The sequence below is a fragment of the Chelatococcus sambhunathii genome (assembly GCF_001418005.1).
Lineage (GTDB): Bacteria > Pseudomonadota > Alphaproteobacteria > Rhizobiales > Beijerinckiaceae > Chelatococcus_A > Chelatococcus_A sambhunathii.
This window is the reverse complement of record NZ_LIOL01000001.1, coordinates 11,937-31,130: the sequence shown is the minus strand read 5'-3', so window position 1 is coordinate 31,130 and position 19,194 is coordinate 11,937. Positions and strand designations below refer to the sequence as shown.

Below are 19,194 nucleotides of genomic sequence, written 5' to 3'. Positions count from 1 at the left end.
GGGCCGAGCTGTCCGGCCGTGGGCGCGCAACGACGAGGAGACGAGCATGGCCCCCGGTCAGACGAAGGCGAGCGAGCACAGGCGCCATGGTCTCGAGGCGGTCGATCCGGTGTGGACGCGGCTGCGCGAGGAGGCCGAGGCGGTGGTGGCACGCGAGCCGGAGCTTGCCGGCTTCGTCATCGCCACCATCCTCAACCACGAGACACTGGAATCGGCGATCATCCACCGTGTCGCCTCGCGGCTCGACCATGACGTGGTTTCGAGCGAGCTCATCAGCCAGGTCTTTACTGCCGCAATCGCAGATTCGCCGGAGATCGGCGAGGCCTTCCGGGCCGATATCGTCGCTGTCGCCGACCGTGACCCGGCCTGCACGCGGCTGATCGAGCCTGTGCTCTATTTCAAGGGCTTCCATGCCATCCAGACCTACCGGCTGGCCCACTGGCTGTGGCAGCAGGGACGGCGCGACTTCGCGCTTTACCTGCAGAGCCGATCGTCCGAGGTGTTCCAGACGGACATCAACCCCGCTGCCCGCATCGGCAAGGGCATCTTCCTCGACCATGCCACGGGGCTCGTCGTCGGCCAGACAGCCGTCGTCGAGGACAATGTGTCGATCCTGCAGGGCGTCACCCTAGGGGGCACGGGCAAGGAGCGCGGCGACCGCCATCCCAAGATTCGTCAGGGCGTCCTGATCGGCGCCGGCGCCAAGATCCTCGGCAATATCGAGGTAGGGCAGTGCGCCCGTGTGGCCGCCGGCTCGGTCGTTTTGCACGCGGTGCCGCGCAACACGACGGTCGCGGGCGTGCCGGCGCGGGTCGTCGGCACCGCCGGCTGTGCCGAGCCGGCGCGCAGCATGGACCAGATCCTCGCCGAGAAGTTGGGGGATTGAGGGCCTTCGCTCTTGCCCGTGGGCCTTGTTCCATGGCAAGCGGGGCCCTTCCGAAGACCCGAACACGAGAGGCGGCGCCATGGACAAGAACGAACTTGCCAAAGTCGAGCGGTTTCTGCGCCGCACCTTCGCCAATGCCGGCATTCGCGTCGTTGCGCGCCCGCGCAAGACCGACTCGGCGGAGGTCTATATCGGGGAAGAGTTCGTCGGTGTGCTCTTCCTCGACGACGAGGACGGCGACAAGTCCTACAGCTTCCAGATGGCGATCCTCGACGCCGATCTCGAGGACTGAGCCGGCAAGGCCATCAAGAAGGGCGCGCCCGGCGACCGGCGCGCCCTTTTTCGTTGTCGGGTCGTCATTGCGACTCGGGCGGCGGCGACATGATCGCGATGAGCCGTTCGGCGCTGGCGCCGAGCCGGGGCCAGTCGGCGAGGCGTTCGGAGTCGAAGCGGAGCATGACGTCGATGCCGGCAAGTCGCATCACCGTGGTACAGAGCGGAGCGACGATGCCCGTCGCGCCTGCGCGCGTGCAACGGGCGAAGAAACGCCGTCCGTCGGGCGGGGCGAGGTAAAGCTCCTCGCCCGCGTAGGGCGTGCCAGGGCGGAAGCGGCGCAGCACGAGGCCGCCGGGGCCGGGCCAGGTCTCGGGCGCGAGAAAACGCAAGTAGAGCTTCGCCGGCCGCTCGGCAGGGTCGAGCGCCGCGTCCGCCGGGACGAGGGTGACAGTCACGATTTCTGCATCGCTGGCGGCAGCGGTGCCCGGCCAGGGGATGGCGAGATCGAGCCGGGGTACTGTGCCGCCCGACCGGTCCATCGTCTCGCGCAGCCAGGATGCGGGCACGCTCAGCGCGTGACCGGCGAGTTCGTAGCCGATGCGGGCTGGAGCAGGTTTCTCCGGGGCAGCAGGACGAAGGAAGAAGATGCCGGCCAGCACGGCGGCGCCCGCGGCCGCCGCGGCGAGCGACAAGCACAGCAGGATCGAAAGCCGGCGGGCAACAACGGAGAAAAGCCTTTCTGCTGCAAGGACCATGGTTGACGTGATCTCCAGACCACCGGACGGCGGCTGCGGCCAAATTGCGCCATCTTGCCTAAAGCCGCGTTAACCAAGCCCGGCACCGCTGTCCTTCCCAACCGGGGAGGACGGGCTTGACGGGCGGCTTCCGGCGGGCCCTCCTTGCGCCATCGACTGTGGAGACCGTGATGCCCGTCTATGCCCTTGGCGATCTCAGCCCCGAATTGCCCGCCGCCGATCGTTTCTGGATCGCGCCCGATGCGCATGTGATCGGCCGCGTCCGGCTCGGTGACGAAGTCGGGGTGTGGTTCGGCGCCGTGCTGCGCGGCGACAACGAGCTGATCGACATCGGCGACCGCAGCAACATTCAGGAAGGCGCCATGCTGCACACGGACATGGGCTTTCCGCTCACCGTGGGGCCGGATTGCACCATCGGCCACCACGCCATCCTGCACGGCTGCCGCATCGGCGCTTCAACCCTCATCGGCATGGGCGCCACGGTGCTCAACGGCGCGCGCATCGGCAACAATTGCCTCGTCGGCGCCAACGCGCTCGTCACTGAGGGCAGGGAGTTTCCCGACGGCTCGCTCATCGTCGGCGCACCGGCCCGGGCCGTGCGCGCCCTCGACGAGAAGGCCCTCGCCGGGCTCAGGCTGTCGGCCATGGGCTATGTCGGCAACTGGCGCCGGTTCGCGGCGGGGCTGAAGCGGCTCGACTGAGCGTGTTCAGCGTGCCTCGGCCGCATGCGCCGTGATGACCTCGAGAAAGGCCTCGGCATAGCGGGTGAGCTTCGACTCGCCGACGCCGGAGATGGCCGCGAGATCGGAGCGGGTGCGCGGCATGCGGGCCGCCATGTCCTGCAGCGTACGGTCGTGGAAGATGACGTAGGGCGGAACGTTCTGCTCCTTCGCCAATTCGAGGCGCCGCGCGCGCAGCTTCTCGAAGAGCTCGCGGTCCCCATCCGGCAGCGCCGTGACCGCCTGCCGACGCGCCGCCTTCCGGCCGCCAGGCTGCGGCTTCTTCAGCGCCCGCAGCATGATCGAGGATCGTTCGCGCAGGAAGCGCGCTCCCTTGGCGGAGATGGCGAGGCTGCCATGCCCGGCGACGTCGACGGTCACGAGGCCGTGGGCGACGAGCTGGCGGATGATGGAGCGCCACTGGTTGCGGTCGAACTCCCGGCCGATGCCGTAGGTGGAGAGCTTGTCGTGCCCGAGCCGCTCGATGCGCTCGTCCTCCTCGCCCAGGAGCACGGCGACGACATGGCCCTGGCCGAAGCGTTCGCCCGTGCGGTGGATGCATGAGAGCAGCTTCTGGGCGGCGATGGTGCCGTCGAAGGTCTCCGGCGGGTCGAGACAGACGTCGCAATTGCCGCAAGGCGGACAGTCGTCGCCAAAATAGCGCAACAAGACCTGGCGGCGGCACTGGCAAGATTCGGCGAAGCCGAGCAATGCGTCGAGCTTGCGGTGCTCCATGCGCTTGCGCTCCGCGGGGGCGTCGGATTCGTCGATGAAGCGGCGGCGCAGCGCCATGTCCTCGGCGCCGTAGAGCATGAGCGTCTCGGCGGGCAGCCCGTCGCGGCCGGCGCGGCCGGTCTCCTGGTAATAGGCCTCGATGCTGGCCGGCAGGTCGACATGCAGCACGAAACGCACGTCCGGCTTGTCGATACCCATGCCGAAGGCGATCGTGGCCACCATGACGAGGCCCTCGCCGTGCTGGAAGCGGCGCTGGTTGGCCTCGCGCGCTGCCATGTCCATACCGGCGTGATAGGCGAGGGCGGTGAAGCCGTGGGCGTTGAGCGTCGCCGCCACTTCCTCGGTCTTGCGCTTTGACAGGCAGTAGACGATGCCGCTCTCGCCCTTGCGTGCGGCGAGGAAGCGCAGCAGCTGCTGGGTCGTGCCCTGTTTCTCGGCGACGCCGTAGCGGATGTTGGGCCTGTCGAAGCCAGCGACGAAGCTGTTCCCGGCACCGATGGCGAGATGGGCAACGATCTCCTCGCGTGTCGGGGCGTCGGCCGTGGCCGTAAGAGCCATGCGCGGCACCTCCGGGAAGAGGTCGATCAGCACGTCGAGCGCGCGGTACTCGGGCCGGAAGTCGTGCCCCCATTGCGAGAGGCAATGGGCCTCGTCGATGGCGATGAGGGACAGGGGAACGGCCTTCAGCCGCTCGAGCGTCTCGGGCCTGAGCAGGGTCTCCGGCGCCATGTACAGGAGGTCGATCTTTCCGCGCCCCACCTCGTGCCAGAGCTCGTCCTTCTCCGCGCCCCAGATGCGCGAGTTGAGCGCAGCCGCCCGCACGCCCGCCTGGCGCAGCGTCGCGACCTGGTCTTCCATCAGCGCGATGAGGGGCGAGACGACGAGCCCGGTGCCGCGGCGTACCAGCGCCGGAATCTGGTAGCACAGCGACTTGCCGCCGCCGGTGGGCATCAGCACGAAGGCGTTCCGTCCGGCGATCACGTGGTCGATGATCGCCGCCTGGCGTCCGCGGAAGGCGCCATAGCCATAGACGGTCTTGAGGATATCGAGGGGCTGGGCTGACAAGGCGCGAGTCGCTGGAGGCGAGAGGGAGGTGCCTTGCTAGCCGATTTTCGCCGGCGGCGCACGTGGCCGCCGGCCGTCAGGCCGTGTCAGCGCGCCGCAGCGGTGGCCGTGCCGGCATCGGGCTGGCCAAGGGCGACCCAATGCATCGTGTCCTGCTGCGACTGGCGCTTGATGAAGCGGTAGCCGGTCGCCGTCCACGAGAGGATCGAATCGCGCTTGTTGTCGAGGATGAAGTCGCCGCGGGTGGTGCGCACGGTCAGCACCGCATGGCCGTCGCCGACCTCGTCCCGCACCACGGTGATCAGCAGGGCGCGGGCAGGGAAGCCCCGCTCGATGAGGAGCTTGCGCTTCATGAGCACATAATCCTCACAGTCGCCCTTGCCGTCGACCGGCAGGTCCCACGATTCCTCGACGCCCCAGTGTTCCATGTCTGTTACGGGTGTGATCGAACGGTTCACGTCGAGGTTGATGCGGACGATGTCGTGCCAGTCCGATCGGTCGAGGTCGATGATGCTGGGGCCGCCCGCGTCATCGGTGCATTCGCTCCAGTTCGTGCGGCAGAAGGCAAGCCAGCCGACCGGCGGGCGGGCCATCGTGCGCTCGATGGCAGAGGAAGCGTCGGGGAGATTGACTTCAAGCTGGCGGGCCTGGGAAACGGAAGCCGTCTTGCGCGTATCGGCCTCGGCCGTGGCAGCCAGCGAAACGAGACACAAGGCTGCAAGCGCCAGAATGACGGAGGTACGCGAACCCATCGACCGCCCCAACCCCTTTAAGACTTCGTTTACCTTTTCACAGGCGGGGGTGATGCCGCAAGGCAGCGCAGGCGTCAACGTCTCATCAAGGTTAACATTTGTTCATGGCTGTGGTTTTCGAGGCACGCAGCGCCGGCCTCGCAAGGCCGGCAGGGTCGTCAGCGCGGACTCGCCGTCATCTCGGAGCCCTGGTGGCCGAGGGAGGTCCAGCCGGCGAAATCCTGGCTCTCGCGCTTCACGAAGACATAGCCGGTGGCGAGCCAGGGCAGGACGGCGTCGCGCTTGTTGTCGAGGATCAGGTCGCCCCGGTCGGTGCGCACCATCAGCACGGCATGGCCCTCGCCGTTCTCGTCGATGACGACGGCAAGGCGCAGCGCCCGCCGGGGCAGGCCAGCCTCGGCGAGCAACCGGCGCTTCAGCAGCGCGTAGTCCTCGCAATCGCCCCTGCCGCTGTCGGGATAGTTCCAGCTTTCGACGACGCCCCACTGCTCCTCGTCGGTCTGCGGCACGATGGCGCCGTTGACCTTGCGATTGATGGCGGTCAGCAGCCGCCACCGGCGGGCATCGAGGTCGATCTGCGCCTCTTCCTGCCGGTCGACGGCGCAATCGGCCGGGTGCATGCTGCAGAATTGCAGCCAGCCGACCGGCGGGCGGGCGAGGCCGTGCTCGGCGGCTGCTGGCGTCGGCTCCGGCCGCTGCCCGTACGCCAGGGCACCGTCCGCCGCGACGGCGCCGGCGAGGATGAGGACCAATGCGACGATAGGATTTTTCATTGTCGCCTCCCAGTTCGTCGGGAGACATCTTAGGGCAGCAAAATCCATCGACATTCAATAAAACAAACGTAATTTTACAGATATACGGGCCATTAACGCATGTTTTGTTAAGTAAATCGAGGATTAATTCAATTTCAGCGCATTTTATCGAGGCCGTCCACCCGACGGTGACAATAGGAGAGCGCCCTCTTCCAGCGTCCGGGCCGGGCTTATCCCGGCCATCCACGCCTCCCGGCTTGTGCGCGATTTCATGGCGTGGATGCCCGCGACGAGCGCGGGAATGACGGCGGAGGGCGGCTGGACGATTGCCTTCGCGGCACCCCGGCGGCGTACCATCAGAGCTCGATCGTCTCGTCGAAGTCTTGCTCGGGGAGCGGCACGAGGAATTCCACGGCGAAGCCGCCTTCGAAGTGGCGCATGACGCGGCCTTCGGTGCGGCCGAGCGTGACCATCGTCCCGACCGCCGGGGCGGCGGCAGATGAAACGGCGGCGCCGGACAGCGAAATGTCGATGATGCGCACCGTCTGGCGGTCGCCACCGGCGATTGCCATCGTCGTCAACTGCCGGTTGGGCACGATGCGCTCGTGGCGGCGATCCTCGGGCAGCCCAAGCGTGTCGCGGTGCACCAGCCACATCAGCTGGGTCGCGATCTTCTCGCGCTTGCGTGGTGTCGCGGTGAAGCGCACGGCAAAGCCGTTGTCGATATGGCGGGTCACCTCGCCTTCGAGGCGGCCGATCTGCTCGAGATAGATGATGACCCGGTCACCGATGGCGCCAGGTGTCGGAGCTACGAGGCTGACGCCGCCGGGCGACATGTCCAGCGTCTGGCACGGATACTCCTGCTTGTCCGGCAGCATGTAGCGGCCGACGAGAGTGACCGGCACCCGCTGATGGCGCCGTCGATCCTGCTTGTTGGCACGCAAGGCAATAGTTGTCGGTGAAATCGGCCGTGCCATCGTGTCGAAATACCAAGCTGCGGAGAATCAGCCAGCGGACGAGTACAATAGATACTTGATCCCCGACGATCCATGAAGCGCCGAAAGCGCGTGAACAGTCATGCGCTCTTGTCTTGCGCGAAGCTGTTGCCCTTCGGGACGACAGCGCTGCGGTCCGCCCTTCGGCCGGGGGGTCAGCCCCGCCCGCCGCGAAAGACCATCAGATGACCGCGGCGGTCCTGAACGGCGCCCGCCACGGCCGGGCGGTCGGTTCCTTCCGGCCAGAGGACCCGCGCCGAGGTGAAGGCGAGGGGAGGAAGAGGAGCGAGACCGAGCCAGTCGGGTGGGGCTGCAGGCGAGAGCGCGCCGAGCATGCGGGCATGGGTCTTGCCGCGATAGCGCAGCGGCAGGAGCATGAGTTCCAGGTCGAGCGGTTGCCCCGACGAGGCAGGCGCTGCCGGGTGCGGACGCGCCTCGGCACCGGCGACGACGCCTGCCTGGTTGTCGAGGACGAGGGCGATGGCGCGCCGGCTCTCATGGCGGCTGTCCTCGTGCCAGAGGGAGGTGAAGGCACGCCCCTTGAGATCCTCCCCGACGAGGCTGCACAGCCGCGCGCCGGCCAAGCGGAATAGGGGCTCGCCGCCGTCAATGTCCAGGATGAAGGTGTCGCCCAGGATGTGGCGGATCTCGCCAGGCGCGATCTCTCCCCGCTCGGGCGCTGCTCGCTCCCCGCGCAGGCGGTTCCAGTAGTCGTAGAGTGCGCGGCTCGTCACATGTTTCATTTTGACCCGCTGTCGTCCCGGCTCCGTGCGCGACCGTGCGGCGCACCGGCGGGAGGGGAGTGGCGAGCGGCGCGTGGTTGTGCCGTTTCCTCCCAGCCCGGCACGGTTGCCGACATCATGTTCTCGAGAATGCAGCACCCGTGCCAGGGATGGGGAGAGGTGCCCGACGTTTACCTTTCGTTAGGGTTAATCGTTCCTTGCCGTTGCCCCTTGTGGGCCAGCGCGTCATGCTCCGGACCATGCGGCAAGCGGTCTTCCGGCCCTGCCAGCAGGAGCGTCGAACGAGATGCCGGGTGATTGCCACGGCACGGGACAAGGATGGCACCGGGGGAGAGGCGAAAAGCCTCTCCCCCCTTGGCGCTCGCGTGGGCCCTCTGAGCGCCATGGCGGATTGACGCGGCGGGCAAACTGTTGCCTGTTGCCGCGGCGGCGGCCGCGGCGGGCGTCGTGGCCACCTTCGACGCTTGCCTTTCGGAGCCCATGTCGCACCAGCCTTCCTCCGGCCCCTCGCGCGAGCCGATGTTCAACGCCCCGGCGGTCGTCGTCGGGTCGATCGCCGTCATCGTCGCCATCCATATCCTGCGTTCCGTCATCGGCGAGGAGACGGATTTCCGCATTCTCGTGGACTTCGGCTTCATCCCGGCACGGCTCGTCGTCGGCCTCGGCTTCGAGAGCCTCGATGCCATCGTGGCCCGGGCGGCGGCGATGCCCGAGGGCGGCTACTGGCAGATGTTCGCACGCCTCGTCCTCGGCGACGGTGCCGCGCCGTGGGCCCTCGTCACCTATGCACTGCTCCATGGCTCGTGGGCGCATCTCGGGGCCAATTCCCTATGGCTGCTCGCCTTCGGCAGCGCCGTTGCGCGGCGCTTCGGCGCGGTGCGCTTCCTCGTCCTGTGCCTTGTCTGCGCCATTGCAGGGGCGCTGGCCCATCTCGCGAGCCGGCCGTTCGACGTCGTGCCGATGATCGGCGCCTCGGGTGCCATCTCGGGCGTGATGGCGGCGGCCGCGCGTTTCGTTTTCCGGCCGGACTGGGGCCACATGTTCGGCATCGACCTCAGCGCCCACCGCATGCCGGCCGAGAGCCTCGGCCAGCTCATGCGCAACCGCCGGGCCCTTGCTTTCATCGGCATCTGGTTCGTCGTCAATCTCGCCTTCGGCGTCGCCGCCCTGCCGCTCGGTCTGGCCGAGGGCGGCATCGCCTGGGAGGCGCATATCGGCGGCTTCGTCGCGGGCCTGCTGCTCTTTCCGCTCTTCGACCACGCTCATTCGCGCGAGCGCGCGGACTGAGCCGCGGTATCCCCCGGCCGCCTTGCGCTCGCCGAGGAGTGCCACCACTATGGCTCAAGTGGGTGAATCGCAGGCGTTTGGTGCCGTTGCGATCGCACGGGACCAGCGCCTCGATCTGGCATGGAGGAGCTGATGACCGTTGCCCAGATCCTGGCGGCCAAGGGCCGCAGCGTCGTGACCATTTCTCCGAACAAGACGCTCATGGAGGCAGCCCAGCTTCTCGCCGAGCGGCGCATCGGCGCCGTCGTCGTGGTGGACGAGGGCGGCAAGGTTCTCGGCATCCTCTCCGAGCGTGACATCGTCCGCGAGATCGCCAAGGCGGGAATTGACGCGCTGAAGGAAGCGGTGAGCCGGCACATGACCGAGAAGGTCGTGACCTGTACGAGCGCCTCGGCGATCACGGACATCATGGGGATCATGACCGAGGGCAAGTTCCGCCACCTGCCGGTGGTGGAGGACGGCAAGCTGACGGGCCTCGTTTCCATCGGCGACGTGGTCAAGTATCGGGTGGCGGAGATCGAGGCCGAGCACAAGGCCATGCGCGAGTATATCGCCATGGCCTAGCAGGGCACGGGCCGTCAGCCCCGCTCGGCCAGCGGGACCTCCAGCATCTCGCGCAACTCGGCGAGGGCGCGCTCGGTGGCTTCCATGCCGAGCGCGATGGCTTCGTCGGCTCGATGGAAGTCGAACAGCCCCATGCGGCCGAGGCGTGGCGACACCATGACGTCCGGCGGGTCTCCGGCGAGGCGCGAGCGGGCGATGCGGTCCTGCGTGATGTTGAAGGCATCGACCATCACGGCACCGATGCCGGGTGCGCCGTCGGAGCGCCGGCCGAACTGGCGCATGCGCATGGCGGCTCCACGGACGGGTGCGAAGAGGCCGCGGCTAGTCTGTGCCTCCTCCTCGTTGAGGTCTTCATCCGTGCCGTGCGCAGGAATGACGGCGCCGCGGCCGCGCGTGTCGCTGCCGTTGAGATTGACGCAGAGCACGATCTCCGCCCCGAGCGCCCGGGCCGCCGTCACCGGGATCGGATTGACAAGGGCGCCGTCCATCAGCCAGCGGCCGCCGAGGCGCACGGCATCGAAGATGCCGGGCAGAGCATAGGAGGCGCGCAGGGCCTCGGTGATGGAGCCGCGCGTCAGCCAGATCTCGTGGCCGCTGCCGAGCTCGGTGGCGATGGCGACGAAGCGGGGCGCAAGGGCCTCGATGCGAATGTCGCCGAGGTGGTGCGACAGCATGCGCCTGAGGCGCTGACCGGCAATGAGGCCGGAGCCGTTGAGGTGAAAATCCATCAGTCCCATCACGCGCCGCTTGGTCAGCGAGCGTGCGAAATCCTCGAGCTCGTCCAGCTTGCCGCAGGCAAAGCAGCCGCCGACCACGGCGCCGATGGACGTGCCGGCGATGACGTGCGGGACGAGGCCCTCACGCGCCAGGACGCGCATCACGCCGATGTGCGCCCAGCCGCGTGCCGCGCCGCCTCCGAGAGCGATGCCGAAAGGGCGCTGCGTCCGCGGCACGGCCAGGTTGGGCTCAACGGCCACGGCCGCCGTCAGCGATGCGAGGTCTTCGAACATCCGGTCGCCCTCCGCAGGAGCACAATGCAGCCTGGCAGGATGAAGTTGCCGTGGAATGAATGAAAGAGGCTTATGTCGTCCTTGTGTCGCCCTGGGCGCCTTCGGCTTTGGTCGCCCGGGCGCCTCGTTCCGTGTCACGCCGCGTCGTCGAAGACGAGGCGTCCGCGGCCGTCCGGCTCGGTGATGACGCGCCGGTAGAAGCAGGAGCGGCGCCCGGTGTGGCAGCAACCGCCGTCGCCGCCGACCTCGACCTTGAGGACGATGGCGTCCTGGTCGCAATCGACGCGCATTTCGACAACTGTCTGTATCTGGCCCGAGGTGTCGCCCTTGTGCCAGAGGCTGGCACGCGAGCGGGACCAGTACCAGGCTTCTCCGGTCTCGACGGTACGGGCGAGGGCCTCGGCATTCATGTGGGCGACCATGAGCACCTCGCCGGTTGCCGCGTCGGTCGTGACGCAGGTCAGGAGCCCGTTCGCGTCGAAGGCCGGCATCAGCCGGTCGCCCTCCTCGACGTCCGCCTTGCTGCCGCGCGCGGCGATGAAGTCACAGCGTTCGCACATGTCCTGTCTCTTGGTTCGAAGTCCCGCCCCGAGGCATCATCCTGCCGTCCGGTCGCGGCCGCAGCGCAGCAGCGTGAAGAAGCGCACCTGCTCGGCCGGATCGTCGCGGAAGACGCCGCCGAAGCGGGTGGTCACGGTCAGCGAGCCCTGTTTCTGCACGCCGCGCATGGACATGCACATGTGCTCGGCCTCGATCATCACCGCCGTGCCGCGCGGGGAAAGGTGCGTCTCGATGGTATCGGCGATCTGGGTCGTCAGCGTCTCCTGCGTCTGTAGGCGCCTGGCATAGGCATCGACCAAGCGGGCGAATTTCGACAGGCCGACGACACCGCCCGCGGGGTAATAGGCGATGTGCGCGCGGCCGACGAAGGGAACCATGTGGTGCTCGCAGTGGGAATGGAAGGGAATGTCCCGTACGAGGACCATCTCCTCGTAGCCGCCCACATCCGTGAAGGTGCTGCCGAGCAGATCGGCCGGGTTCTCGCGATAGCCGGCGTAGACCTCCTCGAAGGTGCGAACGACGCGCTCGGGCGTCCCGACGAGGCCCTCCCGATCCGGATCGTCGCCGGCCCAGCGGATGAGCGTGCGCACGGCGGCCTCCGCCTCGGCGCGGCTCGGGGGCGGTGCCGCCATCTTGTTGCAGCCGCTCCCGGCGGCGCCCGTGTTCGACGATTTCGCGGCAGTCTTCATCCGGCCTCTCCCGATCGGCAACGGGCCCCCGGACCCGAAATGCATCCCTTGCCGCGCATCGGCTGCACGTCGTCGCCGGCACCTGCCGCACTCCGCGCCGGCTTATGGTCGGCGGCGCGCTTTTGCATCCATGCTGCGGGCCTTATATAGGGGACCGGCACGGATGGAACCAAATCCGTCAGGTTGGAGCGGGTATGCTCTCGGATATCTACAACAGGCGCATTCTGGAACTGGCGGCGGACATTCCACGGCTCGGGCGGCTTGCCGCGCCGCACGGCAGCGCCACTGCCCATTCCAAGCTCTGCGGGTCGACGGTGACCGTCGACGTGATGCTGGACGGCGGGCGCGTCAGCGACTTCGCCCACGACGTGAAGGCCTGCGCCCTCGGCCAGGCGTCGTCATCCATCATGGCGCGCAACGTCATCGGGGCGGATGCGGCGGAATTGCGTGAATTGCGCGAGACGATGCGGCGCATGCTCAAGGACAACGGCCCGCCGCCGGGCGGGCGCTGGGCGGAACTTGCCGTGCTCGAGCCGGTGCGCGATTACAAGGCCCGGCACGCCTCGACGCTGCTGACCTTCGACGCGGTTGTCGAGGCGGTCGACAAGGCTCTTGCGGCAAAGACCGAAGCGCCAGCGGCCGAGGCCTGAGCTGCCGGCGTGGCTAACTTACCAAGTGGTCTTGAAGGAATAGGCTGCCGTGACGCCGACGCTGAACTGGTTGCGCGAGCCGAAGGAACGCACCACCGGGCTCTTGCCCGCGTCGCCTGTCAGGTAGTCATAGCGACCGAAGACGGTGGTGTTCCACTCGTCGCTCCAGTCGTAGGACACCGCCGCGGCGGCACCGATGGAGCGCATGCCGCCGTCGGCCTTGAAAGGCCAGACCCGGCCGTTGAGCGCGGCCTCGTAGGGTGTCACGCTATAATACTTGTCCATGTAGTCGCCGTCGGCGAGGACGACGCGCGGGCCGCCGGAGATGGTGAGGCGATCGATCCGCTGTACCCAGTCGAGACCGACGCCGCCGACGAAGCCACTGCCGTTGAGGCCGTGGCGGATCTCGAAGCGGGCGCGCAGCTGCTCGGTCGGCCACAGTTCGATGAAGACGCCAGGCTCGATGGTCCAGTTGATCTTCGACAGGCCGAAGAGGCGCCGGTCGTCCTCGTAGTAGCGGCCGCCCCGATAGGCGGCGACGACGCCAAAGCTGACGAGCGGGTTGCCGTAGAAGGTGAGGCTCACCCCATCGTCCGGGGCCGCGAAGCGCTTGGGCTCCGTGGCGCGGCGGATGGTGAAGGACGGGAAGGCGACGAAGCTCGACTTGTCCGATCCCTCGTATTTGGGCGTTATCTGGGCATTACCCTTGATCGTGAGGATCCAGTCGTTGGGACCGACCGGTTCGCCGGCGAAGGTCGTCTCATAGGGACGGGACGACTGCGCGAGGGCGGTGGACGACAATGCGAATGCGCCGAGGGCCGAAGCGGCCAGAGTGGCGGCAAGAGCGACGCGGCTGCCAGACAATGTGCTACTCCTGAATGAATGCCGGCACTCTGGCGCAGCGCAGTTAACGTTTCGTGGCAAAAACGACGCGAAACGTAGCGCCTGCTCCAGGCGTAGCCATATGGAAGGCGATTCCCCAGCGGCAAGAAACATGAATCCCGGTCAGTGGATAGCGCATCTTCTCATTCGTGGCTACCAGCTCACGCTGTCGGCCTTCGTCGGGCGCCAGTGCCGGCACTGGCCGAGCTGCTCGGCCTATACGGACGAGGCGATCCAAGCGCATGGCCTGTGGGCCGGCGGGTGGATGGGGTTTGCCCGGATCTGCCGTTGCACGCCGCTCGGCACGAGCGGCATCGATCTCGTGCCGGAGGCGTTGCCGCCAGCAAGCGCCTGGTATAAGCCGTGGACCTATGGGCGCTGGCGCGGCGTCAACGCGCCGCCGGCCTTCGCCTGCGAGGCCGTCGAACCGGGCGGCGACGGTGCCTCGCCCGCGCAAGGAGCGCCGTCCGGACAACCCTGAGATGAAAACGCTTACCTGCCGTCGTTTGCAGGAGTGAGCGGGAGACTGTTGATGATCACGCTGACTTTTCCCGATGGCGCCGCGCGCCAGTTCCCCGAAGGCATTTCCGGGCGCGAGGTCGCCGAAGGCATCGCGAAGTCGCTTGCCAAGCGCACCGTGGCCATGGCGCTTGACGGCAACCTCGCCGACCTTGCGGACCCGATCACGCGCGATGCCAGGATCGAGTTCGTCTCGCGCGACGATCCGCGCGCGCTGGAACTCATCCGGCACGACTGCGCCCATGTGCTGGCCGAGGCGGTGCAGACGCTCTTTCCCGGTACCCAGGTCACCATCGGCCCGGTCATCGAGAATGGTTTCTACTACGACTTCTATCGCGAGAAGCCCTTCACGCCCGAGGATTTCCCGGTGATCGAGGCCAAGATGCGCGAGATCATCGCCCGCGACGCCGCCTTCACCAAGGAGGAGTGGTCCCGCGAGCAGGCGCGCTCGCATTTCGAGATGAAGGGCGAAGCCTTCAAGGTCGAACTGGTCGATGCCATCCCTCCGGGCGAGACGCTGAAGATCTACCGGCAGGGCGAGTGGCTGGATCTCTGCCGCGGGCCGCACATGACGAGCGTCGGCAAGGTCGGCACTGCCTTCAAGCTGATGAAGGTGGCCGGTGCCTACTGGCGCGGCGATTCCAACAATCCGATGTTGACCCGCATCTACGGTACCGCCTGGGCCACCCAAGAGGACCTCGACGCCTATCTCAGGCAGCTCGAGGAAGCCGAAAAGCGCGACCATCGCCGCCTCGGGCGGGAGATGGACCTGTTCCACTTCCAGGAGGAGGGGCCGGGCACCGTCTTCTGGCATCCCAAGGGCTGGACGCTGTTCCAGAACCTCATCAGCTACATGCGTCGGCGCCTCGCCGCCGACTATGAGGAGGTGAATGCGCCTCAACTCCTCGACAAGTCGCTGTGGGAGATCTCCGGCCACTGGGGCTGGTATCGCGAGAACATGTTCGCGGCGACCTCGGCCGGCGACGAGACCGAGGACGAGCGCGTCTTCGCCATCAAGCCCATGAACTGCCCGGGCCACGTGCAGATTTTCAAGCACGGGCTGAAGTCCTACCGCGATCTGCCGCTGCGGCTTGCCGAATTCGGCGCCGTGCACCGCTACGAACCTTCGGGCGCCCTGCACGGGCTGATGCGTGTGCGCGCCTTCACGCAGGACGACGCGCATGTCTTCTGCACGGAGAATCAGCTTGCGGAGGAATGCCTGAAGATCAACGATCTCATTCTGTCGACCTATGCCGACTTCGGCTTCGACGAGATCGTCGTCAAGCTCTCCACCCGGCCGGAGAAGCGCGTCGGCTCAGACGCCCTGTGGGACCACGCCGAAGCGGTGATGGGCAAGGTGCTCGAACAGATTGCCGCGCGGTCGGGCAATCGCATCAGGACGAGCATCAACCCGGGCGAGGGGGCCTTCTACGGGCCGAAGTTCGAGTATGTGCTGCGGGACGCCATCGGCCGCGACTGGCAATGCGGCACGACGCAGGTGGATTTCAACCTGCCGGAGCGCTTTGGCGCCTTCTATGTCGATCAGGACGGTCAGAAGAAGACGCCTGTGATGGTGCACCGCGCCATCTGCGGCTCGATGGAGCGTTTCGCCGGCATCCTCATCGAGCATTTCGCCGGGCATTTCCCGCTATGGCTCGCGCCCCAGCAACTGATGGTCTGCACCATCACCTCGGAGGCGGACGATTATGCCGTCGAGGTGCTGAAGGCGGCGAAGAAGGCCGGCCTGCGCGGCGATGTCGACCTGCGCAACGAGAAGATCACCTACAAGGTGCGCGAGCACTCGCTCGCCAAGGTGCCGGTGCTCCTCGTCGTCGGCAAGAAGGAGGCGGCGGAGCGCACGGTCTCCATTCGCCGGCTCGGCTCGCAGCAGCAGGTATCGATGACGCTCGATGAGGCGCTCGCCTCGCTGGTGGACGAGGCGGTGCCGCCGGACCTCCGCCGCGAGCGCGCCGAGACGCCGGCGCTCAAGCAGGCCGTGGCCTGAGAAGCCATTCCCTCTCCCCCGCGCGGGGAGAGGGAATCCATGCTCTCCCCTACCGCGCCACCACCTCGATGTCGCGGTCCTGCCCGCTTTCGACGGTGAATTCGCGCGTGTAGACCTGGCCCTCGTGGCGGGCGATGACGACGTATTCGCCTTCCGCCAGGACGAAGGAGGGGAAGGCGCCGATCTCTTCGCGGATGACGTCCCCGCCCGGGGTCAGCACGCTGAAGGCGGTGCCGGCGAAGGCTTCGCCGCCCGCAGCGCGGACCAGCTTCAGCGTCACCGTGGCGGCGCGATGATTGAGCGTGGCGTCGGTGAGCTTGCCGTTCTCGACCTTGAGGTCAGCCCGCATGAGGGCATTGGAATCGCCATAGCTGGAGACAACGTGGTAGGTCCCCTCCGGCAGGCGCACGACCGAGCCCGAGCGCGCCTTCTCGACGACGAGGCGGCCTTCGTCGTTGTTGCCGACGGGCACGAAGACGGAAAAGGTCATCTTCTCGGGCGGGATGGGGTTCGTGCCGATGGCGCCGCGGATGCGCAGGCCGCCGGCCGCGATGGTCAGCCGCTCGACGGTGTCGCGCGTGAGGGAGACGCGGCGCGTGGCGCTGGCGAAGCCATAGGCCGCGTGGATGCGGTAGTCGCCCTTGGGCAGGGTGACGGAGGGCGACGCGTCCTGCGACTTGACCATGATCTTGAAGTCCTCGCCGTCCGGCGCATCGGCATAGACGCGCCAGACGAGCCCTTCTCCGATGGGCTTGGTCTCGCCGGAGAAGACGGCGCTCAGATAGAGGGTCGCGGTGCCTTGCGTGTCCTGGAGCTGCGGCGGCGGCGCGTTCTGCAGCCGCGGGGGCATCTGCGCAAGAGCGCCGGCTGCCAGCAAAGGCAGGCAGAACGCCGTCAGGGCAAGTGCGCTCCAGCGATTGAAGACCTTGATCACGTTGCTGGTTTTCCGTTCGTGCCGGGAGCCGGAGAGATCTTTCCATAAGCGCCCCGGCGAGCAGTTGCCACCCAATTGTGAATGGAAGGTGGCATCGTGCGGCGGCACGGCCTCGCGCGGGGGGCATTGCCGCGCGGGCGGCCATGCGCGCGACGGCGTTGACGCAGGGCGGCGGAGTCGCGATGACAACGGCGGGCACGAGGCGCCGAAACGACGCTTTTTTTCAAGCAGTTCCAGTCTGGAGCGAAGAGCCGATGTCGAATGAAACGATCGCACTCCTCAGCGCGCGCCGCTCCGTGGCCGCACGCCAGATGCAGGCCCCGGCGCCAAGCGATGAGGAGCTCAATACGCTCCTGACCCTCGCCGCGCGGGTGCCCGACCACGGCAAGCTTGTCCCCTGGCGTTTCATTGTCTTCTCGGGCGAAGCCCGCGTGAAGGCCGGGGAGATCATCGCGGCCGCCTTCGCCGCCGACAATCCGGAGGCGGACGAGAAGCGCCTCGCCGCCGAGCGCGAGCGCCTGACGGGTGCTCCGCTCGTCGTCGCGGTCGTCTCGCGGGCGACGCCGCATCCGAAGATCCCGGAGTGGGAACAGGTGCTGTCAGCCGGCGCGGTGTGCATGAACCTCGTCGTCGCCGCGAACGCGATGGGCTTCGCCACGAGTTGGATCACCGAGTGGTACGCCTATGACCGGCGCGTGCTCGAGGCGCTCGGCCTTGCCGCCAACGAGCGTATCGCCGGCTTCGTCCACATCGGCACGGCCAGCGAGACGCCGCCGGACCGGCCGCGGCCGGAGCTGTCCGCCATCGTCACCCGTTTCGATGAGCAGGGCCGATGATCTACGACGCCGTCGCCCGTGACCACGGGCTGCCGCACGATCCCTTCAAGGCCCTCGTCGCGCCGCGGCCGATCGGCTGGATCTCGTCCCTCAACGACCGGGGCGAGGTCAATCTCGCGCCCTACAGCTTCTTCAACGCCTTCTCGACCTACCCGGCCATCGTCGGCTTTTCGAGCGAGGGACAGAAGGATTCCGTCGCCTTCATCGCCGAGACGGGCGAGTTCGTCTGCAACATTGCGACCTATCCGTTGCGCGACGCGATGAATGCGACCTCGGCGCCGCTGCCGCGCGGCGTCAGCGAGTTCGAGGCGGCTGGGCTCGTGCCGGAGCCTTCGCGCTTCGTCAAGCCGCCGCGGGTGCGCGGCATCGCGGCGGCGCTCGAATGCAGGCGCCTGCAGATCATCCGGCTCGAGGACATGGACGGACGCGCGCTCGACCGGTGGCTCGTCCTTGGCCAGGTGGTCGGTATCTATATCGACGACCGCTACCTCAGGGACGGGCTCGTCGACACCGCCGCCATGCAGCCCATTGCCCGGCTCGGCTATCATGACTACAGCGTCGTGGACGAGGTGTTCTCCCTGGTGCGGCCGAAGGGTGGGGAGTAAGAGGGGCGGGTCCGTCGTGCAAATGCTCCCTCTCCCTGCGTGCGGGGAGAGGGATACGTCGCGCCCGGCCGATCCGGCGACCTATGAGGTGCGACCTTCAATCCTCGTCGGCGCACGCGCGAGCACGCGCTCGGCGCGCTTCAGGTGCGGACGGTCGACCATCTCGCCACCGACGGCGAGCACACCGGCCTGCGGATTGGCGGCGAAGGCCTCCACGATGGCGCGGGCTTCGGCCATTGCCTCGGGCGTCGGCGTGAAGGCGGCATTGATGACTGGCACCTGCGCCGGGTGGATCGCCATCTTGGCGACGAAGCCGTCGCGCCGGGCCGCCTCGCATTCGGCGGAGAGCCCGTCGAGATCGCGGAAATTGGTGAAGACGGCGTCGACCGCATCGACGCCCGCTGCCGCGGCGCCCATGAGGGTCAGCGAACGGGCGAGGCGATAGGGCTCGGCATACCGGCCGTCCGGCAGGCGGTTCGTCTCGGCTCCGATGTCGGCTGAGAGATCCTCGCCGCCCCAGGCGAGGCCCGTGAGGCGATGGCTCGCGCCGGCATAGGTGCCGAGCGCGAAGACGCCGCGGGCCGTCTCAGTGCCAATGGCGAGGATGCGGGTCCTGCCGTCGCCGAGGCCGAATTCGGCCTCGCGCACCGCGATCTTGGCGCCGAGATGCGACACGTCGGGGCCGCCGGCGGCCTTCGGCAGCACGATGCCATCGGGTCCCGCCGCCATGACGGCGTCGAGATCATCTTCGCTCAGGCCGCTGTCGAGCGCGTTGATGCGCACGTAGAGCAGGGGCCGCGCCGGCTGGTTGCCGACATCGCGCAGGAAGTCGGCGGTGACGCGCCGAGCGGTTTCCTTCTCCGACAGCGCGACGGAATCCTCGAGGTCGAGAATCAGGGCGTCCGCCCCGGCCGTCAGTCCCTTGTCCAGCTTCCTGCGGCTGTCGCCGGGGACGAAGAGCAGCGAGCGCATGG

General features: G+C 67.6%; 22 protein-coding genes. 10 read left to right on the top strand and 12 right to left on the bottom strand.

Annotated elements, in window-relative coordinates; genetic code table 11:
* Window positions 1-46: 46 nt before the first annotated feature.
* Window positions 47-886: a serine O-acetyltransferase gene (gene cysE / locus ASC46_RS00190; RefSeq protein WP_055457297.1), complete on the top strand. Its 840-nt coding sequence runs from the start codon at window positions 47-49 to the stop codon at window positions 884-886.
* Between the two features lie 79 nt (window positions 887-965).
* Complete coding sequence (locus ASC46_RS00185; protein ID WP_055457296.1) at window positions 966-1,178, top strand: DUF3126 family protein; 213 nt, start codon at window positions 966-968, stop codon at window positions 1,176-1,178.
* Between the two features lie 64 nt (window positions 1,179-1,242).
* Here ASC46_RS00185 and ASC46_RS00180 read toward each other — a convergent pair whose 3' ends face one another.
* Complete coding sequence (locus tag ASC46_RS00180; RefSeq protein WP_055457295.1) at window positions 1,243-1,917, bottom strand: hypothetical protein; 675 nt, start codon at window positions 1,915-1,917, stop codon at window positions 1,243-1,245.
* Window positions 1,918-2,087: 170 nt separating this feature from the next.
* On the opposite strand from ASC46_RS00180, the gene ASC46_RS00175 reads away from it, so the two are divergent.
* On the top strand, window positions 2,088-2,618 hold the full coding sequence (locus ASC46_RS00175; RefSeq protein WP_055457869.1) for a gamma carbonic anhydrase family protein: 531 nt from the start codon (window positions 2,088-2,090) through the stop codon (window positions 2,616-2,618).
* A 6-nt stretch (window positions 2,619-2,624) separates the two neighbouring features.
* On the opposite strand, the gene recQ is transcribed toward ASC46_RS00175, so the two are convergent.
* The 5 genes from recQ to ASC46_RS00150 all read right to left on the bottom strand — a co-directional run bounded on the left by recQ (window position 2,625) and on the right by ASC46_RS00150 (window position 7,678).
* Window positions 2,625-4,436 (bottom strand): DNA helicase RecQ, encoded by a 1,812-nt coding sequence (recQ, locus tag ASC46_RS00170; RefSeq protein ID WP_055457294.1) that lies wholly within the window; start codon window positions 4,434-4,436, stop codon window positions 2,625-2,627.
* An 86-nt stretch (window positions 4,437-4,522) separates the two neighbouring features.
* Window positions 4,523-5,188: a transglutaminase-like cysteine peptidase gene (locus ASC46_RS00165; protein WP_055457293.1), complete on the bottom strand. Its 666-nt coding sequence runs from the start codon at window positions 5,186-5,188 to the stop codon at window positions 4,523-4,525.
* Between the two features lie 158 nt (window positions 5,189-5,346).
* On the bottom strand, window positions 5,347-5,961 hold the full coding sequence (locus ASC46_RS00160; protein ID WP_055457292.1) for a transglutaminase-like cysteine peptidase: 615 nt from the start codon (window positions 5,959-5,961) through the stop codon (window positions 5,347-5,349).
* Between the two features lie 335 nt (window positions 5,962-6,296).
* Window positions 6,297-6,917, bottom strand: a complete 621-nt coding sequence (locus tag ASC46_RS00155) for a PilZ domain-containing protein (RefSeq protein WP_055457291.1) — start codon at window positions 6,915-6,917, stop codon at window positions 6,297-6,299.
* 173 nt (window positions 6,918-7,090) lie between these two features.
* Window positions 7,091-7,678, bottom strand: coding sequence for a PAS domain-containing protein (locus tag ASC46_RS00150; RefSeq protein ID WP_055457290.1), 588 nt, complete (start codon window positions 7,676-7,678; stop codon window positions 7,091-7,093).
* Between the two features lie 480 nt (window positions 7,679-8,158).
* Here ASC46_RS00150 and ASC46_RS00145 point away from each other — a divergent pair, with 480 nt between their 5' ends.
* On the top strand, window positions 8,159-8,965 hold the full coding sequence (locus tag ASC46_RS00145) for a rhomboid family intramembrane serine protease (RefSeq protein ID WP_071924486.1): 807 nt from the start codon (window positions 8,159-8,161) through the stop codon (window positions 8,963-8,965).
* 132 nt (window positions 8,966-9,097) lie between these two features.
* Window positions 9,098-9,529: a CBS domain-containing protein gene (locus ASC46_RS00140; protein WP_055457868.1), complete on the top strand. Its 432-nt coding sequence runs from the start codon at window positions 9,098-9,100 to the stop codon at window positions 9,527-9,529.
* A gap of 14 nt (window positions 9,530-9,543) precedes the next feature.
* Here ASC46_RS00140 and ASC46_RS00135 read toward each other — a convergent pair whose 3' ends face one another.
* The 3 genes from ASC46_RS00135 to folE all read right to left on the bottom strand — a co-directional run bounded on the left by ASC46_RS00135 (window position 9,544) and on the right by folE (window position 11,732).
* Complete coding sequence (locus ASC46_RS00135; RefSeq protein ID WP_055457288.1) at window positions 9,544-10,539, bottom strand: patatin-like phospholipase family protein; 996 nt, start codon at window positions 10,537-10,539, stop codon at window positions 9,544-9,546.
* Between the two features lie 134 nt (window positions 10,540-10,673).
* Window positions 10,674-11,099 (bottom strand): phosphoribosyl-AMP cyclohydrolase, encoded by a 426-nt coding sequence (gene hisI / locus ASC46_RS00130; RefSeq protein ID WP_055457287.1) that lies wholly within the window; start codon window positions 11,097-11,099, stop codon window positions 10,674-10,676.
* 36 nt (window positions 11,100-11,135) lie between these two features.
* Complete coding sequence (gene folE, locus ASC46_RS00125; protein WP_055457867.1) at window positions 11,136-11,732, bottom strand: GTP cyclohydrolase I FolE; 597 nt, start codon at window positions 11,730-11,732, stop codon at window positions 11,136-11,138.
* 251 nt (window positions 11,733-11,983) lie between these two features.
* On the opposite strand from folE, the gene ASC46_RS00120 reads away from it, so the two are divergent.
* A complete protein-coding gene (locus ASC46_RS00120; protein ID WP_055457286.1) occupies window positions 11,984-12,439 on the top strand; it encodes an iron-sulfur cluster assembly scaffold protein in 456 nt (151 codons plus the stop codon).
* 18 nt (window positions 12,440-12,457) lie between these two features.
* Here the strand turns inward: ASC46_RS00120 and ASC46_RS00115 are convergent, their stop codons facing one another.
* Window positions 12,458-13,303 carry a MipA/OmpV family protein gene (locus ASC46_RS00115; protein ID WP_055457285.1) on the bottom strand — a complete coding sequence of 282 codons (846 nt, stop codon included), beginning with the start codon at window positions 13,301-13,303 and terminating at the stop codon, window positions 12,458-12,460.
* A 130-nt stretch (window positions 13,304-13,433) separates the two neighbouring features.
* Here ASC46_RS00115 and yidD point away from each other — a divergent pair, with 130 nt between their 5' ends.
* The gene (yidD, locus tag ASC46_RS00110; protein WP_055457284.1) at window positions 13,434-13,802 is read left to right on the top strand and encodes a membrane protein insertion efficiency factor YidD; all 369 of its coding nucleotides are present in this window, start codon (window positions 13,434-13,436) and stop codon (window positions 13,800-13,802) included.
* Between the two features lie 51 nt (window positions 13,803-13,853).
* Entirely contained in the window at window positions 13,854-15,845 is a 1,992-nt protein-coding gene (thrS, locus tag ASC46_RS00105; protein ID WP_055457283.1) for a threonine--tRNA ligase, read from the top strand.
* Between the two features lie 49 nt (window positions 15,846-15,894).
* On the opposite strand, the gene ASC46_RS00100 is transcribed toward thrS, so the two are convergent.
* The gene (locus ASC46_RS00100) at window positions 15,895-16,779 is read right to left on the bottom strand and encodes a hypothetical protein (protein WP_055457282.1); all 885 of its coding nucleotides are present in this window, start codon (window positions 16,777-16,779) and stop codon (window positions 15,895-15,897) included.
* A gap of 254 nt (window positions 16,780-17,033) precedes the next feature.
* Here ASC46_RS00100 and ASC46_RS00095 point away from each other — a divergent pair, with 254 nt between their 5' ends.
* Together ASC46_RS00095 and ASC46_RS00090 are read left to right on the top strand one after the other, a co-directional pair.
* On the top strand, window positions 17,034-17,615 hold the full coding sequence (locus ASC46_RS00095) for a nitroreductase family protein (protein WP_055457281.1): 582 nt from the start codon (window positions 17,034-17,036) through the stop codon (window positions 17,613-17,615).
* Window positions 17,612-18,220 carry a flavin reductase family protein gene (locus ASC46_RS00090; RefSeq protein ID WP_055457280.1) on the top strand — a complete coding sequence of 203 codons (609 nt, stop codon included), beginning with the start codon at window positions 17,612-17,614 and terminating at the stop codon, window positions 18,218-18,220. The genes ASC46_RS00095 and ASC46_RS00090 overlap by 4 nt, the downstream gene beginning before the upstream one ends.
* Window positions 18,221-18,301: 81 nt before the next feature.
* On the opposite strand, the gene ASC46_RS00085 is transcribed toward ASC46_RS00090, so the two are convergent.
* Entirely contained in the window at window positions 18,302-19,192 is an 891-nt protein-coding gene (locus ASC46_RS00085) for an HpcH/HpaI aldolase/citrate lyase family protein (RefSeq protein ID WP_055457866.1), read from the bottom strand.
* Window positions 19,193-19,194 lie beyond the last annotated feature (2 nt).

Bases quoted from the DNA above. Each gene is read 5' to 3' on its own strand.
- cysE (WP_055457297.1), top strand. From the start codon at position 47: ATGGCCCCCGGTCAGACGAAGGCGAGCGAGCACAGGCGCCATGGTCTC.
- ASC46_RS00185 (WP_055457296.1), top strand. From the start codon at position 966: ATGGACAAGAACGAACTTGCCAAAGTCGAGCGGTTTCTGCGCCGCACC.
- ASC46_RS00180 (WP_055457295.1), bottom strand. From the start codon at position 1,917: ATGGTCCTTGCAGCAGAAAGGCTTTTCTCCGTTGTTGCCCGCCGGCTT.
- ASC46_RS00175 (WP_055457869.1), top strand. From the start codon at position 2,088: ATGCCCGTCTATGCCCTTGGCGATCTCAGCCCCGAATTGCCCGCCGCC.
- ASC46_RS00165 (WP_055457293.1), bottom strand. From the start codon at position 5,188: ATGGGTTCGCGTACCTCCGTCATTCTGGCGCTTGCAGCCTTGTGTCTC.
- ASC46_RS00160 (WP_055457292.1), bottom strand. From the start codon at position 5,961: ATGAAAAATCCTATCGTCGCATTGGTCCTCATCCTCGCCGGCGCCGTC.
- ASC46_RS00155 (WP_055457291.1), bottom strand. From the start codon at position 6,917: ATGGCACGGCCGATTTCACCGACAACTATTGCCTTGCGTGCCAACAAG.
- ASC46_RS00150 (WP_055457290.1), bottom strand. From the start codon at position 7,678: ATGAAACATGTGACGAGCCGCGCACTCTACGACTACTGGAACCGCCTG.
- ASC46_RS00145 (WP_071924486.1), top strand. From the start codon at position 8,159: ATGTCGCACCAGCCTTCCTCCGGCCCCTCGCGCGAGCCGATGTTCAAC.
- ASC46_RS00140 (WP_055457868.1), top strand. From the start codon at position 9,098: ATGACCGTTGCCCAGATCCTGGCGGCCAAGGGCCGCAGCGTCGTGACC.
- ASC46_RS00135 (WP_055457288.1), bottom strand. From the start codon at position 10,539: ATGTTCGAAGACCTCGCATCGCTGACGGCGGCCGTGGCCGTTGAGCCC.
- hisI (WP_055457287.1), bottom strand. From the start codon at position 11,099: ATGTGCGAACGCTGTGACTTCATCGCCGCGCGCGGCAGCAAGGCGGAC.
- folE (WP_055457867.1), bottom strand. From the start codon at position 11,732: ATGGCGGCACCGCCCCCGAGCCGCGCCGAGGCGGAGGCCGCCGTGCGC.
- ASC46_RS00120 (WP_055457286.1), top strand. From the start codon at position 11,984: ATGCTCTCGGATATCTACAACAGGCGCATTCTGGAACTGGCGGCGGAC.
- yidD (WP_055457284.1), top strand. From the start codon at position 13,434: ATGAATCCCGGTCAGTGGATAGCGCATCTTCTCATTCGTGGCTACCAG.
- thrS (WP_055457283.1), top strand. From the start codon at position 13,854: ATGATCACGCTGACTTTTCCCGATGGCGCCGCGCGCCAGTTCCCCGAA.
- ASC46_RS00095 (WP_055457281.1), top strand. From the start codon at position 17,034: ATGTCGAATGAAACGATCGCACTCCTCAGCGCGCGCCGCTCCGTGGCC.
- ASC46_RS00090 (WP_055457280.1), top strand. From the start codon at position 17,612: ATGATCTACGACGCCGTCGCCCGTGACCACGGGCTGCCGCACGATCCC.
- ASC46_RS00085 (WP_055457866.1), bottom strand. From the start codon at position 19,192: ATGCGCTCGCTGCTCTTCGTCCCCGGCGACAGCCGCAGGAAGCTGGAC.